20 protein-coding genes are annotated in these 16868 nt (G+C 62.3%); 16 read left to right on the plus strand and 4 right to left on the minus strand.

The window, feature by feature from the left end; genetic code table 11:
- The 14 genes from FX984_RS11360 (at position 1) to hemN (ending at position 12601) form a co-directional block, all read left to right on the plus strand.
- Positions 1–201, plus strand: a complete 201-nt coding sequence (locus FX984_RS11360) for a cbb3-type cytochrome oxidase subunit 3 (RefSeq protein ID WP_027603735.1) — start codon at positions 1–3, stop codon at positions 199–201.
- The gene (ccoP, locus tag FX984_RS11365) at positions 198–1145 is read left to right on the plus strand and encodes a cytochrome-c oxidase, cbb3-type subunit III (RefSeq protein ID WP_092355331.1); all 948 of its coding nucleotides are present in this window, start codon (positions 198–200) and stop codon (positions 1143–1145) included. Before FX984_RS11360 ends, ccoP (FX984_RS11365) begins: the two co-directional genes overlap by 4 nt.
- A 350-nt stretch (positions 1146–1495) precedes the next feature.
- Positions 1496–2938, plus strand: coding sequence for a cytochrome-c oxidase, cbb3-type subunit I (gene ccoN, locus FX984_RS11370; RefSeq protein WP_027603733.1), 1443 nt, complete (start codon positions 1496–1498; stop codon positions 2936–2938).
- Complete coding sequence (ccoO, locus tag FX984_RS11375) at positions 2938–3546, plus strand: cytochrome-c oxidase, cbb3-type subunit II (protein WP_003193167.1); 609 nt, start codon at positions 2938–2940, stop codon at positions 3544–3546. Before ccoN ends, ccoO begins: the two co-directional genes overlap by 1 nt.
- Positions 3547–3552: 6 nt before the next feature.
- Positions 3553–3738, plus strand: coding sequence for a CcoQ/FixQ family Cbb3-type cytochrome c oxidase assembly chaperone (locus tag FX984_RS11380; RefSeq protein ID WP_003193169.1), 186 nt, complete (start codon positions 3553–3555; stop codon positions 3736–3738).
- Positions 3735–4712 (plus strand): cytochrome-c oxidase, cbb3-type subunit III, encoded by a 978-nt coding sequence (gene ccoP / locus FX984_RS11385; RefSeq protein WP_027603732.1) that lies wholly within the window; start codon positions 3735–3737, stop codon positions 4710–4712. Before FX984_RS11380 ends, ccoP (FX984_RS11385) begins: the two co-directional genes overlap by 4 nt.
- Before the next feature lie 173 nt (positions 4713–4885).
- Positions 4886–5140 (plus strand): type II toxin-antitoxin system Phd/YefM family antitoxin, encoded by a 255-nt coding sequence (locus FX984_RS11390; protein WP_108573743.1) that lies wholly within the window; start codon positions 4886–4888, stop codon positions 5138–5140.
- On the plus strand, positions 5140–5550 hold the full coding sequence (locus FX984_RS11395) for a type II toxin-antitoxin system VapC family toxin (RefSeq protein WP_027603730.1): 411 nt from the start codon (positions 5140–5142) through the stop codon (positions 5548–5550). Before FX984_RS11390 ends, FX984_RS11395 begins: the two co-directional genes overlap by 1 nt.
- 207 nt (positions 5551–5757) lie before the next feature.
- The gene (ccoG, locus tag FX984_RS11400; RefSeq protein ID WP_027603729.1) at positions 5758–7185 is read left to right on the plus strand and encodes a cytochrome c oxidase accessory protein CcoG; all 1428 of its coding nucleotides are present in this window, start codon (positions 5758–5760) and stop codon (positions 7183–7185) included.
- Positions 7186–7200: 15 nt separating this feature from the next.
- On the plus strand, positions 7201–7740 hold the full coding sequence (locus FX984_RS11405) for a FixH family protein (protein WP_146476740.1): 540 nt from the start codon (positions 7201–7203) through the stop codon (positions 7738–7740).
- 8 nt (positions 7741–7748) lie between these two features.
- Entirely contained in the window at positions 7749–10199 is a 2451-nt protein-coding gene (locus tag FX984_RS11410; RefSeq protein ID WP_146476741.1) for a heavy metal translocating P-type ATPase, read from the plus strand.
- A 22-nt stretch (positions 10200–10221) separates the two neighbouring features.
- Positions 10222–10440, plus strand: a complete 219-nt coding sequence (ccoS, locus tag FX984_RS11415; RefSeq protein ID WP_027603726.1) for a cbb3-type cytochrome oxidase assembly protein CcoS — start codon at positions 10222–10224, stop codon at positions 10438–10440.
- Positions 10433–11116, plus strand: coding sequence for a sulfite exporter TauE/SafE family protein (locus FX984_RS11420; RefSeq protein WP_027603725.1), 684 nt, complete (start codon positions 10433–10435; stop codon positions 11114–11116). The genes ccoS and FX984_RS11420 overlap by 8 nt, the downstream gene beginning before the upstream one ends.
- Before the next feature lie 102 nt (positions 11117–11218).
- Complete coding sequence (hemN, locus tag FX984_RS11425) at positions 11219–12601, plus strand: oxygen-independent coproporphyrinogen III oxidase (protein ID WP_027603724.1); 1383 nt, start codon at positions 11219–11221, stop codon at positions 12599–12601.
- Here the strand turns inward: hemN and FX984_RS11430 are convergent, their stop codons facing one another.
- On the minus strand, positions 12602–13069 hold the full coding sequence (locus tag FX984_RS11430) for a hypothetical protein (protein ID WP_092355340.1): 468 nt from the start codon (positions 13067–13069) through the stop codon (positions 12602–12604).
- A gap of 151 nt (positions 13070–13220) precedes the next feature.
- Between FX984_RS11430 and fnr the strand changes: the two genes are divergently transcribed.
- Together fnr and FX984_RS11440 are read left to right on the plus strand one after the other, a co-directional pair.
- Entirely contained in the window at positions 13221–13955 is a 735-nt protein-coding gene (fnr, locus tag FX984_RS11435; RefSeq protein WP_027603722.1) for a fumarate/nitrate reduction transcriptional regulator Fnr, read from the plus strand.
- A gap of 79 nt (positions 13956–14034) precedes the next feature.
- Positions 14035–14583, plus strand: a complete 549-nt coding sequence (locus FX984_RS11440) for an adenine phosphoribosyltransferase (protein ID WP_027603721.1) — start codon at positions 14035–14037, stop codon at positions 14581–14583.
- Positions 14584–14661: 78 nt separating this feature from the next.
- Here the strand turns inward: FX984_RS11440 and recR are convergent, their stop codons facing one another.
- From recR to FX984_RS11455, 3 genes are all read right to left on the minus strand, one after another.
- Positions 14662–15264, minus strand: coding sequence for a recombination mediator RecR (recR, locus tag FX984_RS11445; RefSeq protein ID WP_027603720.1), 603 nt, complete (start codon positions 15262–15264; stop codon positions 14662–14664).
- Between the two features lie 66 nt (positions 15265–15330).
- Positions 15331–16365, minus strand: coding sequence for an NADP-dependent oxidoreductase (locus FX984_RS11450; protein ID WP_065924748.1), 1035 nt, complete (start codon positions 16363–16365; stop codon positions 15331–15333).
- Positions 16366–16498: 133 nt separating this feature from the next.
- A complete protein-coding gene (locus FX984_RS11455) occupies positions 16499–16837 on the minus strand; it encodes a YbaB/EbfC family nucleoid-associated protein (RefSeq protein ID WP_003193199.1) in 339 nt (112 codons plus the stop codon).
- Between the last annotated feature and the right edge of the window lie 31 nt (positions 16838–16868).

The raw sequence follows: 16868 nt of genomic DNA on the forward strand, positions 1-16868 counted from the left end.
ATGGGATTTGAATTCGATGCGGGCACCATCCGCGGCCTTGGCACGCTGGTGGTCGCCATCGCCTTTATCGGCCTGTCGCTGTGGGTGTTCAACAACCGGCGCAATGCGGAATTCGAGCAGGCGCGCCTGCTGCCCTTCGCCGATGAACCCTCTCCAACCGACGCTCAAGAAGAGCCTGTAACAAGGAGCAACCGGCCATGACTACCTTTTGGAGTACATGGATCTGCGTACTGACCCTCGGCAGCCTGATCGGCCTGACCTGGCTGTTGTTCGCCACCCGCAAGGGCGAGACCAAGGGCAGCGTCGACCAGACCATGGGCCATGCCTTCGACGGTATCGAGGAATACGACAACCCCCTGCCCCAGTGGTGGTTCATGCTGTTCGCCGGCACCCTGGTGTTTGCCGTCGGCTACCTGATCCTCTACCCGGGCCTGGGCAACTGGAAAGGCGTGTTGCCGGGCTATGAAGACGGCTGGACCTCGGCCAAGGAGTGGGACAAGGAGATGGCCAAGGCCGACACCAAGTTCGGACCGATCTTCGCCAAATTCTCGGCCATGCCCGTGGAACAAGTCGCCAAAGACCCGCAGGCACTGAAAATGGGCGGCCGCCTGTTCGCCTCCAACTGCGCGGTGTGCCACGGCTCGGATGCCAAGGGCGCATTCGGCTTTCCCAACCTGGCTGACAACATCTGGCGTTGGGGCGGTTCGGCCGAAGCGATCAAGACCACCATCATGAACGGTCGCCACGCGGCGATGCCGGCCTGGGGCGACATGCTCGGCGACGACGGCGTGAAAAACGTCGCCGCCTATGTGCGCCACGACCTGGCCAAGTTGCCATTGCCGGCCGACAGCACCGCCGACCTGGCCGCAGGGCAAGCCGCATTCAACACCACCTGCGTGGCCTGCCATGGTCCGCAGGGCCATGGCATGGAAGCCATGGGCGCGCCGAACCTGACCCTGCCCGCCGGCTACATCTACGGCACCAGCCTCGCGCAGTTGCAGCAGACCATTCGCCACGGCCGCCAAGGCCAGATGCCCGCCCAGGAAGTGCTGCAGGGCAACGACAAAGTGCACCTGCTCGCCGCCTACGTTTACAGCCTGTCCCATAACGCTGATGGCGCAACGCCAGAAAGCCCAGCCCAGTAACACCTGACTGCCGCCCCAGTCTGGGGCGGCAGCTCTACCGCGCTACGCGACCAAGTGTCGCACCCTTCCAAAGCACACCTTTCCCCTCCTGCCATTCGGGTCTACGCTTGCTTGCACAGCGGACCGATCCTGGCGTACGCGACGACAGTCGTTGCGACCCCCGAAATTTCCTGTCCACTCGATCAGCTTTCGATTTCGGATTTTATCCTTACGCCAAACATGGAAAGGGCGCAGAATCTGGCGTGGAACGCATTGACACAGGTCAGCCTTGCGTTGCAATGGCCCCTTGCTTTCTACATACTTGCGGCCGAATTTTACCTATAAAAAAACCTAAACCGTGGAACCTTAGAATGAGCACAGCAATCAGTCCGACTGCTTATAACTATAAGGTAGTCCGCCAGTTCGCCATCATGACGGTGGTCTGGGGGATCCTTGGCATGGGGCTCGGGGTGTTCATCGCCTCGCAACTGGTTTGGCCGGAATTGAATTTCGGTCTGCCATGGACAACCTTCGGCCGCCTGCGCCCGCTGCACACCAACCTGGTGATCTTCGCCTTCGGCGGATGTGCATTGTTTGCCACCTCCTACTATGTCGTGCAGCGAACCTGCCAGACACGACTCATCTCCGACAGCCTCGCGGCCTTCACCTTCTGGGGTTGGCAAGCGGTCATCGTCGGCGCCATCGTCACCTTGCCGCTGGGCTACACCACGACCAAGGAATACGCCGAGCTGGAATGGCCGATCGCGATTCTGCTGGCCATCGTCTGGGTGACCTACGCAGTGGTGTTCTTCGGCACCATCGTCAAGCGCAAGACCAAGCACATCTATGTGGGCAACTGGTTCTACGGGGCCTTCATCCTGGTGACGGCGATGCTGCATATCGTCAACCACGCCTCGTTGCCGGTCAGCCTGTTCAAGTCCTACTCGGCCTACGCCGGGGCGACGGATGCGATGATCCAGTGGTGGTACGGCCACAACGCCGTGGGTTTCTTCCTCACCACCGGTTTCCTGGGGATGATGTACTACTTCGTGCCCAAACAGGCCGAACGGCCTATTTACTCGTATCGCCTGTCCATCGTGCACTTCTGGGCGCTGATCACCCTGTACATCTGGGCCGGCCCGCACCACCTGCACTACACCGCGCTGCCGGACTGGGCCCAGTCCCTGGGCATGGCGATGTCGATCATCCTGCTGGCCCCGAGCTGGGGCGGCATGATCAACGGCATGATGACCCTGTCGGGCGCCTGGCATAAGCTGCGCACCGACCCGATCCTGCGCTTTTTGGTGGTGTCCCTGGCGTTCTACGGCATGTCGACCTTCGAAGGGCCGATGATGGCGATCAAGACCGTCAACTCGCTGTCCCACTACACCGACTGGACCATCGGCCACGTACACGCCGGTGCCCTCGGCTGGGTAGCGATGATCTCCATCGGCGCCCTGTACCACATGATCCCCAAACTGTTCGGCCGTGTGCAGATGCACAGCGTCGGGCTGATCAACGCGCACTTCTGGCTGGCCACCATCGGCACCGTGCTCTACATCGCCTCGATGTGGGTCAACGGCATCACCCAGGGCCTGATGTGGCGTGCGATCAACGATGACGGCACCCTCACCTACTCCTTCGTCGAAGCGCTGCAAGCCAGCCACCCTGGTTTCATCGTCCGCGCCCTGGGGGGTGCGTTCTTTGCCAGCGGCATGCTGTTGATGGCCTACAACGTCTGGCGCACCGTGCGTGCCTCGGACCCGGCAGAAGCCGAAGCCGCCGCCAAGATCGCCGTTGTGGGAGCCCACTGATGAAGCATGAAGTCGTCGAGAAGAATATCGGCCTGCTGGCCTTCTTCATGGTCATCGCCGTGAGCATCGGTGGCCTGACCCAGATCGTTCCGCTGTTTTTCCAGGACGTGACCAACAAGCCGGTCGAAGGCATGAAGCCGCGCACCGCCCTTGAACTGGAAGGCCGCGACGTCTACATCGCCAACGGCTGTGTCGGCTGCCACTCGCAGATGATCCGCCCGTTCCGCGCCGAAACCGAACGCTACGGCCACTACTCGGTCGCCGGTGAAAGCGTGTGGGACCACCCGTTCCTGTGGGGCTCCAAGCGCACCGGCCCGGACCTGGCCCGTGTCGGCGGGCGCTACTCCGATGACTGGCAACGCGCGCACTTGTACAACCCGCGCAACGTGGTGCCTGAGTCGAAAATGCCGGCGTATCCGTTCCTCGTGGAAAACAAGCTCGACGGCAAGGACACCGCGAAGAAGATGGAAGTCCTGCGCACCCTGGGCGTGCCCTACACCGACGAAGACATCGCCGGTGCAGCCGCAGCCGTGAAGGGCAAGACCGAAATGGACGCATTGGTGGCCTACCTGCAAGGCCTGGGCACCATCATCAAAAGCAAACGGTGATTCTTCATGGATATCGGGATGATTCGAGGCCTGGGCACCGTCGTGGTGATGGTGGCCTTTATCGGCCTGGCGCTGTGGGTGTTCAGTCCCCGGCGCAAGTCGGAGTTTGACGACGCGACCATGTTGCCCTTTGCGGATGATCCCGAAGCCATCAAGCACGTCGAGCAAGCTTCTAGGAGTAACAAAGAATGACTACGTTCTGGAGTCTGTATGTCACAGTCCTCAGCCTGGGTACCATCTTCGCCTTGACCTGGCTGCTGCTGTCGACCCGCAAGGGCCAGCGCGCCGAGCAGACCGACGAGACCGTCGGCCACTCGTTCGACGGCATCGAGGAGTACGACAACCCGCTGCCCAAGTGGTGGTTCATGCTGTTCGTCGGCACCATCGTCTTCGCCCTTGGCTACCTGGTGCTCTACCCCGGCCTGGGCAATTGGAAAGGCCTGCTGCCGGGCTACAACTACCTCGACAACGACAAGCAAACCCCGTTCGCCAACGGCCAGACCGGCTGGACCGGCGTGCACGAATGGGAAAAGGAAATGGCCAGGTCGGACGCCAAGTTCGGGCCGATCTTCGCCAAATTCGCGTCGATGCCGATTGAAGATGTCGCCAAGGACCCGCAAGCCCTGAAGATGGGCGGTCGCCTGTTCGCCTCCAACTGTTCGGTGTGCCACGGCTCCGACGCCAAGGGCGCCTATGGCTTCCCCAACCTGACCGACGCCGATTGGCGCTGGGGTGGCGAACCGGCGACCATCAAGGAAACCATCATGAAGGGCCGCCATGCCGTCATGCCGGCCTGGCTGGACATCCTCAAGGAGCAAGGCGTCAGCGACGTCGCCGCGTTCGTCGTCACCAACCTCGACGGCCGCAAGCTGCCGGAAGGCGTGAAAGCCGATGTGGCCAACGGCGAGAAACTCTTCGCCGCCAACTGCGTGGCCTGCCACGGCCCCGCCGGCAAGGGCACTCCCGCCATGGGCGCGCCGGACCTGACCCACCCGGGTGCATTCATCTACGGTTCGAGCTTCGCCCAACTGCAGCAGACCATCCGTTGGGGCCGCCAGGGCCAGATGCCTGCGCAGGAGCAACTGCAAGGCAACGACAAGGTGCACTTGCTCGCGGCGTATGTTTACAGCTTGTCCCATGGGGATAAGAAGGCCGAAGAGCAGTAAGGCTCTCGGAAACAAAAGAGCCCCGCCCAGCGAAAGCTGGCGGGGCTTTTTCATTTCCAAGGCCGTGCCCCCCATGGGAAAAGCACGTTGACCGCTTGTAGCTTTAGGCTTGTGGCTTGCCAAGGCCAAGTAGTAACGTAACTACATTCAACCCGCTCCAGGGGAGGCGCACCATGACTTTCACCACCATTTCCAGTCGCGAATTCAATCAAGACACAAGCGGTGCCAAAAAAGCCGCTCGCCAAGGCCCGGTTTTTATCACCGATCGCGGCAAGCCTGCCCATGTACTGCTAAGCATTGAGGACTACCAAAAGCTGACAGGTCGCAATGCCAACATCGTTGACCTGCTGGTGATGCCGGAAGCGGCCGATATCGACTTTGAAACCGAACGTGCCGTGATCACTCATCGACCCGTGGACCTCTCTTGATGTATCTACTCGACACCAACGTCATCTCTGAACTGCGTAAACCCCAGGCTGATGCAAACGTGGTCGCCTGGGCCAAAAGTGTCAGCGCACCGCGTATGTTTATTTCGGCAATCACCCTGAAAGAATTGGAAACCGGGGTCTTGCGCATTGAGCGGCGCGACCCGGCTCAGGGGAAGGTGTTGCGAACCTGGCTCAAGCGTCATGTGATGCCGGCCTTTGATGCCAGAATCCTGCCCGTCGATGCTGCAGTCGCGTTGCGTTGCGCACACTTGCATATGCCGGACCGCGCCAATGAAAGTGACGCATTGATTGCCGCGACCGCGCTGGTGCATGGGCTCACGGTTGTCACGCGCAACGTCAGCGATTTCAAATCCAGCGGCGTTCCACTGATCAATCCTTGGGACGAATGACCGCTTCCTCCACGAAAACCGTCCATACTTCCCAAGTCAATTGATCCAGGTCACGTACACCATCAATTGATTTCCCCCAACGCGACCAAAGGTCGCACCCTTTGAGCACCATCGGGGGCGTATCATTACGCCACTGCAAGACCCTTAATTTGACCCCGGTTGGCACGTACTGGCCGAGGCAAATCTCCACCGCCGTGGGATGCAATGATGAGCAACCAGATACCGGTACATGACGTTACCCCGCCTGCCAAAAACGCCAGCAGTGCTGACACCAAGACTGTCGACCTGTACGCCTCGCGCGAAAAAATCTACACCCGCGCCTTCACCGGCCTGTTCCGCAACCTGCGCATGCTCGGCGGTGCCGGCCTGTTCCTGCTCTACTTCGGCACGGTGTGGCTGAACTGGGGCGGCCACCAGGCGGTGTGGTGGAACCTGCCGGAACGTAAGTTCTTTATTTTCGGCGCGACCTTCTGGCCCCAGGACTTCATCCTGCTGTCGGGCATCCTGATCGTCGCCGCGTTTGGCCTGTTCTTCATCACGGTGTACGCCGGCCGCGTGTGGTGCGGGTATACCTGCCCGCAAAGCGTGTGGACATGGATCTTCATGTGGTGCGAAAAGGTCACCGAAGGCGACCGCAACCAGCGTATCAAGCTGGACAAGGCACCCATGGGGGCCAACAAGTTCCTGCGCAAATTCAGCAAGCACACGCTGTGGCTGTTGATCGGTTTTGTCACCGGCATGACCTTTGTCGGCTACTTCTCGCCGATCCGCGAGCTGGTGTTCGACTTCTTCACCGGCCAGGCCGACGGCTGGTCGTATTTCTGGGTCGGCTTCTTCACCCTCGCCACCTATGGCAACGCCGGCTGGCTGCGCGAACAGGTGTGCATCTACATGTGCCCGTATGCACGCTTCCAGAGCGTGATGTTCGACAAGGACACCCTGATCGTTTCCTACGATCCACGCCGTGGCGAAGTGCGTGGCCCGCGTAAAAAAGGCACCGACTATAAGGCCCAGGGCCTGGGGGACTGCATCGACTGTACGATGTGCGTCCAGGTATGCCCTACCGGTATCGACATCCGCGACGGCCTGCAAATCGAGTGCATCGGTTGCGCCGCCTGTATCGACGCCTGCGACACCATCATGGACAAGATGGAGTACCCGCGCGGCCTGATCAGCTACACCACCGAGCACAACCTGTCGGGGCAGAAAACCCACAAGTTGCGCCCACGCCTGATCGGTTATGCCCTGGTGTTGCTGGCGATGATCAGCCTGTTGGCCGGGGCGTTCTTCATGCGTTCGCTGGTGGGCTTCGACGTGAGCAAGGACCGCGTGCTGTACCGCGAAAACGCCGAAGGGCGCATCGAAAACGTCTACAGCCTGAAGATCATGAACAAGGACCAGCGCGATCACACCTACGTGCTCGACGCCGCCGGCCTGCCGGACCTCAAGCTGCAAGGCCGACGTGAAATCAGAGTGGCGGCGGGCGATATCGTCAGCATGCCGGTGGAGCTGTCGAGTGCGCCGGAGCAACTGCCGTCGAGTACCAACGAGGTGAAATTCATCCTCACCGATGCCGATGACGCCAGCGTCCATGTTGAAGCCAAGAGCCGATTCATCGGCCCACAAGTTCGATAACGAGAGAACTGAACAATGCCCGTAGCCACTGCCGCAAGCCCCTGGTACAAGCACCTCTGGCCCTGGATCATCATTGGGATCCTGGCCTGCTCGGTGACCTTGACCTTGTCCATGGTGACCATCGCGGTGAACAACCCGGACAACCTGGTCAACGACAACTACTACGAGGCCGGCAAAGGCATCAACCGCTCCCTGGACCGCGAACGGTTGGCCCAGACCCTGCAACTGCGCGCCAAGCTGCACCTGGATGAGCTGACCGGCGAAGTCGAACTGCAACTCACCGGCTACAGCAACCCGAACAACCTGGAACTGAACCTCATCTCCCCGACCCAGCCGGAGAAGGATCGCAAGATCAACCTGACCCGCAGCGACAGCGAACCGGGCCGCTACATCGGCCAGGTCACCGACAAGGTCGAAGGCCGCCGCTTCGTGGAATTGCTGGGCGTGGAAGGCGACAGGACCTGGCGCCTGTTCGAGGAAGAAGAAGTCAGCCACGACAAGGACTTGCTGCTGGGTGATGAACCGTTGCAGGGTGCTGAAGACCTGAAAAAATAGCAGCGCCCATGACCAGCCCAACCCCCTGCTACCACTGCGCCCTGCCCGTCCCGTCCGGCAGTCGCTTCACCGCCGTGATCCTCGGCGAGCGCCGCGAGCTGTGCTGCCCCGGCTGCCAGGCCGTGGCCGAAGCGATTGTGGCCGGTGGGTTGGAAAGCTATTACCAGCACCGCAGCGAAGCCTCGGCCAATCCCGAGACGCTGCCGGTGCAACTGGTGGACGAACTGGCGCTGTATGACCGCGCCGACGTGCAAAAACCCTTCGTGCACCATGAAGGCGAGCTCGCCGAAACCACCTTGTTGATGGAAGGCATCAGTTGCGCCGCCTGTGGCTGGTTGATCGAGAAACACCTGCGCAGCCTGCCCGCCGTGGCCGAGGCGCGGCTGAACCTGTCCAACCATCGCCTGCAGGTGCGCTGGGCCGACGGGCAATTGCCGTTGAGCCAGTTGCTCAGTGAACTGCGCCATATCGGCTATGCCGCCCACCCGTATCAAGCGGACCGTGCGGCCGAGCAACTGGCCAGCGAGAACCGCCTGGCCCTGCGCCAGCTGGGGGTCGCCGGGCTGCTGTGGTTCCAGGCGATGATGGCGACCATGGCCACCTGGCCGGAATTCAATATCGACCTGAGCCCCGAGCTGCATGTGATCCTGCGCTGGGTGGCGATGTTTCTGACCACCCCCATCGTGTTCTACAGCTGTGCGCCGTTCTTCAAGGGCGCCATGCGCGACGTGCGTACGCGTCACCTGACCATGGACGTGTCGGTGTCCCTGGCCATTGGCGGGGCTTACCTGGCCGGGATCTGGACCGCAATCACCGGCGTGGGCGAGTTGTATTTCGATGCGGTGGGCATGTTTGCGCTGTTCCTGCTGGCAGGTCGCTACCTGGAGCGCCGTGCCCGGGAGCGCACGGCCGCCGCCACCGCGCAGTTGGTCAACCTGCTGCCCGCCTCATGCCTGCGCCTCAAAGGTGACGGCCAGAGCGAACGTATTCTCTTGAGCGAACTGGCGCTGGGCGACCGCGTGCTGGTGCATCCGGGCGCGGTTCTGCCGGCAGATGGGGTGATCCTCGACGGCCGCTCCAGCATCGATGAGTCGCTGCTCACCGGGGAGTACCTGCCGCTGCCGCGCCAAACCGGGGATGCGGTCACTGCCGGCACGCTGAACGTCGAAGGCGCGTTGACCGTCGAAGTGCGCGCCCTGGGCCATGAGACCCGCCTGTCCGCCATCGTGCGCCTGCTGGAGCGGGCCCAGGCCGAGAAGCCGCGCCTGGCGCAGATCGCCGACCGCGCCGCGCAGTGGTTCCTGTTGTGTTCGCTGATTGCCGCGGCGGTGATCGGCCTGTTGTGGTGGGAGCTGGATTCATCGCGGGCGTTCTGGATCGTGCTGGCGATGCTGGTCGCCACCTGCCCCTGCGCGTTGTCCCTGGCCACGCCGACCGCCCTCACCGCCGCCACCGGCACCCTGCACAAGCTCGGGCTATTGCTGACCCGTGGCCATGTGCTCGAAGGCCTGAACCAGATCGACACGGTGATCTTCGACAAGACAGGCACCCTCACCGAAGGCCGCCTGGCGTTGAAAGCGATCCGGCCCCTGGCCACTCTGAACAGTGACGAATGCCTGGGCCTCGCCGCCGCCCTGGAAAACCGCTCCGAACACCCGATTGCCCGCGCCTTCGGGCGTGCGCCGCTGGCCGCCGACGAGGTGCTCAGTTCCCCGGGCCTTGGCCTGGAGGGCCGTGTCGGCACACGCCAGTTACGCATCGGCCAGCCGGGGTTTGTTTGTGCACTCAGTGGGTGCCCGATTCCCGCCGCTCCGGAGGATGACGGCCAATGGCTGCTGCTGGGCGACGGCGACGGTGCCCTTGCCTGGTTCGTCCTCGACGACCGCCTGCGCAGCGATGCCCCTGCCCTGCTGGCCGCCTGCAAGGCGCGTGGTTGGCGCACGCTGCTGCTGTCGGGGGACAGTTCGCCGATGGTCGCCAGCGTCGCCGCTGAACTGGGCATCGATGAAGCCCACGGCGGCCTGCGCCCAGACGACAAGCTCCACGTGCTGCAACAACTGCACAAGGAAGGCCGCAAGGTGCTGATGCTCGGCGATGGCGTCAACGATGTGCCGGTGCTGGCCGCCGCCGACATCAGCGTGGCCATGGGCTCGGCCACCGACCTGGCCAAGACCAGCGCCGATGCGGTGCTGCTGTCCAACCGCCTGGATGCCCTGGTGCAGGCCTTTACCCTGGCACGACGCACCCGTCGGGTGATCATTGAAAACCTGCTGTGGGCGGGACTGTACAATGGCCTTATGCTGCCGTTTGCCGCCCTCGGTTGGATCACCCCGATCTGGGCGGCGATCGGCATGTCCCTCAGTTCGTTGACCGTGGTGCTCAACGCCCTGCGCCTGACTCGCCTGCCGAGTGCGCAGGCCACAAGCGCCCCTTTGGTAACCCGCCCGCTGCCGGCTTGAGCCGCGCGGGCATGGAGTGCAGATGCCAGCTCTATACGTGATGATTCCGGCGGCGCTGCTGTTAGTGGGCGTGGCCATCTACATCTTCTTCTGGGCGGTGGACAGCGGCCAGTACGACGACCTCGACGGCCCGGCCCACAGCGTGCTGTTCGACGACCAGGACCCCAACCACCTGGCGGCCGTGGACGAAGCCAACGGCCCCGAGCAACCGCCCGTGCCCAAAGACCCGCCCCATGCTTGAGCTGGCGCCGCTGCTGGTCTCTGCGCTGATCCTCGGCCTGCTGGGCGGCGGCCATTGCCTGGGCATGTGCGGCGGGCTGATGGGCGCGCTGACCCTGGCGATTCCCAAGGAACAACGCAGCCGTCGATTCCGCCTGCTGCTGGCGTACAACCTGGGGCGCATCCTCAGCTATGCCAGCGCCGGGTTATTGATCGGCCTCGCCGGCTGGGCGGTGGCCAACAGCCCGGCGGCCCTGTTCATGCGTGTGCTCGCCGGGTTGCTGTTGATCTGCATGGGGCTGTACCTGGCCGGTTGGTGGAGCGGCCTCACCCGCATCGAAAGCCTCGGGCGCGGCCTGTGGCGCTGCATACAGCCCGTCGCCAACCGTTTGCTGCCGGTGTCCAGCCTGCCCCGCGCGCTGCTGCTGGGCGCGCTGTGGGGCTGGTTGCCGTGCGGGCTGGTCTACAGCACCCTGCTGTGGGCCGCCAGCCAGGGTAATGCGCTGGACAGTGCGCTGCTGATGCTGGCTTTTGGCTTAGGCACATGGCCAGTACTGCTGGCGACCGGGTTGGCGGCCGAACGCGTGACCGCGTTATTGCGCAAGCGCAGCGTGCGTATGGCCGGGGGCCTGCTGGTGATTATTTTCGGTATCTGGACCCTGCCAGGTCCGCACCAGCACTGGCTGATGGGCCATTAAAAGGCTATGTGGCATAGCGCCGCTCCCCGTTGATGCAAATCAAGATGCCCTACCGGCCACGCCCCTAGACTCGGCTCACTAGCCTATCCGGGGAATGCCCGCATGCTCGACGCCATTCGTTGGGACCCACATCTGATTCAACGCTACGACCTGGCGGGACCGCGCTACACGTCCTACCCCACCGCCGTACAATTCGACAGCCAGGTCGGCACCTTCGACCTGCTCCACGCCCTGCGCGAAAGCCGCAAGGCCACGCGACCGTTGTCGCTGTATGTGCATGTGCCGTTCTGCGCGAACATTTGCTACTACTGCGCGTGCAACAAGGTGATCACCAAGGACCGCGGCCGCGCCCAGGCCTACCTGCAACGCCTGGAGCAGGAGATTCAGCTGGTGGCCTGCCACCTCGACCCGAAACAATCAGTCGAGCAATTGCACTTCGGCGGCGGCACCCCGACCTTTCTCAGCCACGACGAACTGCGCCAGGTCATGGGCAGCCTGCGCCAGCACTTCAATCTGCTCGACGACGACTCCGGCGACTACAGCATCGAGATCGACCCGCGCGAAGCCGACTGGGCGACCATGGGCCTGCTGCGTGAACTCGGCTTCAACCGGGTGAGCATCGGCCTGCAAGACCTCGACCCCGACGTGCAGCGCGCGGTCAACCGCCTGCAAAGCCTGGAAGAAACCCGCGCGGTGATCGACGCCGCCCGCACCCTGCAGTTTCGCTCGATCAATATCGACCTGATCTACGGCCTGCCCAAGCAGACGCCGATCAACTTCGCGCGCACCGTGGAGGAAGTGATCAAGCTGCAGCCGGACCGCCTGTCGGTGTTCAACTACGCGCATCTGCCGGAACGCTTCATGCCCCAACGCCGGATCAACAGCGAGGAGTTGCCGTCGCCGGAATCCAAACTGCTGATGCTGCAAACCACCATCGAGCAACTGACCCAGGCCGGCTACCGCTATATCGGCATGGACCACTTCGCCCTGCCGGACGACGAACTCGCCATTGCCCAGGAAGAAGGCACGCTGCAACGTAACTTCCAGGGCTACACCACCCACGGCCATTGCGACCTGATCGGGCTCGGCGTGTCAGCCATCAGCCAGATCGGCGACCTGTATTGCCAGAACAGCAGTGACCTGAACGGCTATCAGAACGCCCTGGCCAGCGCCCAACTGGCCACCAGCCGTGGCTTGCTGTGCACCACGGATGATCGGTTACGTCGGGAAGTGATCCAGCAGTTGATCTGCACGTTCAGCCTGGCCTTCGAGCAGATCGAACAGGCGTTCAACATCGATTTTCGCGGGTATTTCGACGAGGTCTGGCCGCAACTTGAGGCGATGGCGCAAGACGGCCTGATCGAACTGGATGCCCAAGGCATTCGCGTGCTGCCCGCCGGACGGCTGCTGGTGCGTTCAGTCTGCATGGTGTTCGATGCGTACCTGGAGCACCAGAACCGGCAGCGGTTTTCGCGGGTGATCTAGTTACATCGACAACGACGCGGCTTTGAGCGCGTCATCGGCGCTCATGGTCTTCATCGCTTTGGCCAGAGAGGTCTGGGCCGTCATCAAACCTGCCTGCAACGAACTGATCGCGCCTTGCACATTGGCGGTCTTGGCCCGGGCCTGCTCCGGGGTCAAGCTTTTGTCTGCCGCGATCGCCTGAAGCTCAGCCATTTTCTCGGCGATCTGCTGTTTCAGCTTGCGGATCATTTTCAGCACCTCCTTGACGTTATCGTCCAGGCCGCTGTCGTCGATATCGGCATTCGCGCTTTTGGGCGCCCCGGCCGCCTTGAACGCTGCGGCGGAAATAGTCACCGTCACCCCTTCAATCACCTTGGTTTCAGGCGCCGGCGCGGTCACGGGCAGCTTTTCCTCGGCCTCGGCAGCGGGCTTCAAGTCCTGCACGCTGGGTACACGGATGGCAGGGTTGTAAGCCGCGATAACAGACATGATCCGAGCTCCGAAGGGTAGATATGCAACTGTATCGGCAACGGTACAAAAAGCTTTATACCGTTGCCTGTTTTTTGTACAGGCTGGCTTCACTGCCCACCAGTGCGGTACCCTTACGTCTTATGTGTGTTTTCCCACAAGGATTTAAGAAATGTCCGAGCCAGTCAAACTGCGCGCTCACAGCCAGGCTCACTGCAAGGATTGCAGCCTGGCCCCCCTCTGCTTGCCACTTTCGTTGAATCTGGAAGACATGGATGCGCTGGACGAAATCGTTAAACGCGGTCGCCCGCTCAAGAAAGGCGAGTTTCTGTTTCGCCAGGGGGACAAGTTCGATTCCGTCTATGCAGTACGTTCGGGCGCGCTGAAGACCTTCAGCCTGAGCGACAGCGGCGAAGAGCAGATCACCGGTTTCCACCTGCCCAGCGAGCTGGTCGGGTTGTCGGGCATGGACACCGAGATTCACCCGGTGTCGGCCCAGGCCCTGGAAACCACCTCAGTGTGCGAAATCCCCTTCGAGCGCCTGGACGAACTGGCCCTGCAATTGCCACAACTGCGCCGTCAATTGATGCGCGTGATGAGCCGCGAGATTCGTGACGACCAACAGATGATGCTGCTGTTGTCGAAGAAAACCGCCGACGAGCGCATCGCCACCTTCCTGGTCAACCTGTCGGCGCGGTTCCGTGCCCGTGGGTTCTCGGCCAACCAGTTCCGCCTGAGCATGTCGCGCAACGAAATCGGCAATTACCTGGGCCTGGCGGTGGAAACCGTATCCCGTGTGTTTACCCGCTTCCAGCAGAGCGAACTGCTGGCCGCCGAAGGCAAGGAAGTGCATATCCTTGACCCGATCCAGCTGTGCGCACTCGCCGGTGGTTCCTTGGAAGGCTGATGCAGACGCTTGCGGCCGCGCCAATCGGTGAGGCCGCAGGTATACTTCGAGTCCGTTTTCCGCCCAGGACTCTTCGACGATGACTTTCGATTCGTTCGACATCAAATCCCTGATCCGCCCCGTCATCGACTTCCCCAAGCCTGGGGTGATCTTTCGTGACATCACACCGCTGTTCCAATCGCCCAAGGCCCTGCGCCTGGTGGCTGACACCTTTGCCCATCGCTATGTCGAGGCCGATTTCAGCCATATCGGCGCGATGGATGCGCGCGGCTTCCTGATCGGCTCGATCATCGCCTACCAACTGAACAAGCCGCTGATCCTGTTCCGCAAGCAGGGCAAGCTGCCGGCTGACGTGCTGTCCGAGGGTTACCAGACCGAATACGGCGAGGCCTTCCTCGAAGTGCATGCCGACAGCCTGTGCGAAGGTGATTCGGTGCTGATGTTCGATGACCTGATCGCCACGGGCGGTACCCTGATCGCGGCGGCCAACCTGGTGCGACGCATGGGGGCGAAGATCTTTGAAGCGGCGGCGATCATTGACCTGCCGGAACTGGGCGGCTCGCAACGCCTGGAAGACATGGGCATCCCGACGTTTTGCCTGACCCGCTTTGCCCTCACCGAGCGGTAACGGCTGCGCGGACTGACGTTATCAGGGGCAAGTGGATTCGCCGCACTGCCCCTCCCACATTTGATCCTGCGCTGATCGTCAGAGCGCGATCGGTTTACGACCGGCGAACGAATGCGCCAACGTGCCGCCGTCCACCAACTCCAATTCGCCACCCAGCGGCACGCCATGGGCGATTCGCGAAGTGACCAGGCCTTTGTTGCTCAGCAGTTGGGCGATGTAATGCGCGGTGGCTTCACCTTCCACGGTCGGGTTGGTGGCCAGGATCACCTCGGTAAAGGTGCCCTGCTCCTCGATACGCGCCACCAGCTGCGGAATGCCGATGGCCTCCGGACCCAGGCCATCGAGCGGCGAGAGATGGCCCTTGAGCACGAAGTAGCGCCCGCGATAACCGGTCTGCTCCACCGCGTACACATCCATCGGCCCTTCCACCACGCACAGCAGCGTGTCGTCGCGGCGCGGGTCGGCACATTGCGGGCAGAGTTCTTCTTCGGTAAGGGTACGGCACTGGCGGCAGTGGCCCACCCCGGTCATGGCCTGGCTCAGGGCCTGGGCCAACCGGGTACCGCCGCTGCGATCACGCTCCAGCAGTTGCAGCGCCATGCGTTGGGCGGTTTTCTGGCCGACACCCGGCAACGTGCGCAGGGCGTCGATCAGTTGGCGAATCAGGGGGCTGAAGCTCATGGGCGAGTGGTCCGACAAAACAACGAGACGCGGTTTATACCCGCGCCTCGGATTAGCGTCAAATGCTCAATCCTGCGCGACCCGTACCACCAACTTGCCGAAGTTGCGCCCTTCCAGCAAACCGATAAAGGCTTCGGGCGCCTGCTCCAGGCCCTCGACCACGTCTTCGCGGAACTTGATCTTGCCGTCGCGTACCCACGGCGCCATGGCGCTGAGGAACTCCGGCTGGCGATCACCATAGTCGTCAAACACGATAAAGCCCTGGATCCGTACACGCTTGGTCAACAACGTGCGTTGCAGCGCCGGCAAGCGGTCAGGCCCGCTGGGCGCTTCATGGGCGTTATAGCCGGCGATCAGCCCGCACAGGGGGATGCGCGCCTTGGGGTTGAGCAACGGCAGCACGGCGTCGAACACCTTGCCACCGACGTTTTCGAAATAAATGTCCACGCCCTTGAAGCAGGCCTGGGCCAAGTCGTCGGCAAACGTTGCGCTCTTGTGGTCGATGCAGGCATCAAAACCCAATTCGTCCACCACGTAGCGGCACTTCTCGGCACCGCCCGCAATCCCGACCACACGCAGGCCCTTGAGCTTGGCCACCTGGCCGACCACCGAACCCACCGCGCCGGAGGCAGCCGCCACCACCAGGGTTTCTCCGGCTTTCGGCTGGCCGATGTCCATCAGGCCCATGTAGGCGGTCATGCCTGGCATGCCCAGCACCCCCAGGGCCATGGACGGGCTGGCCAGGCCATTGGGCACCGGGATCAGGTTGCGGCCGTCGGAAATGCTGTGGCTCTGCCAACCGGTGGCGCCGACGACCAGATCACCCACCTCGAATTTCGGATTACGCGATTGCTCGACACGGCTGACAGCCCCGCCGGTCATCACCTCGTCGATTTCCACCGGTGCGGCGTAGGACGGTGCGTCGCTCATGCGCCCGCGCATATAAGGGTCGAGGGAGAGGTAGAGCGTCTTCAGCAGGACCTGGCCGTCTGCCAATTCCGGCAAGGTCACCCGTTCCAGGCGGAAGTTTTCCGGCGTGGGTGCGCCTTGAGGGCGTGAGACCAGGACAATGCGCTGGTTCAATGTCGGTTCGTGAGGCATGAAGGGGCTCCTTGATCGAATCTATCGGTATAGGGTGCAGACCATGGGTGCCGCGCCAGGGTTCGATTGGATTGGCACAAACAAAAATGCCAGGCACAAGGCCTGGCATTGGAGTCTAGCTAAAGCCTGGCGATCAGAACGGCAGCTTCATGCCCGGTGGCAGTTGCATGCCGGCAGTCACGCCGGACATTTTGTCCTGGCTGTTGGCTTCGATCTTGCGCACGGCGTCGTTGACGGCCGCGGCGAACAACGCCTCGAGCATTTCCAGGTCATCTTCGCCCACGCCTGGCAATACGCTTGGGTCGATGCTCACGCGCTTGATGTCGTGACGACCGGTCATCACCACGCTGACCATATCGCCACCGGCTTTACCGGTGACTTCGGCGTTGGCCAGCTCTTCCTGCATCTTGGCCATCTTTTCCTGCATCTGCTGCGCCTGCTTCATCAGGCCGGCCATGCCACCTTTCATCATGGGAATCACCTCAAAAGTACGTGGATCAATG

This window comes from Pseudomonas marginalis, from assembly GCF_008692035.1.
GTDB lineage: Bacteria > Pseudomonadota > Gammaproteobacteria > Pseudomonadales > Pseudomonadaceae > Aquipseudomonas > Aquipseudomonas marginalis.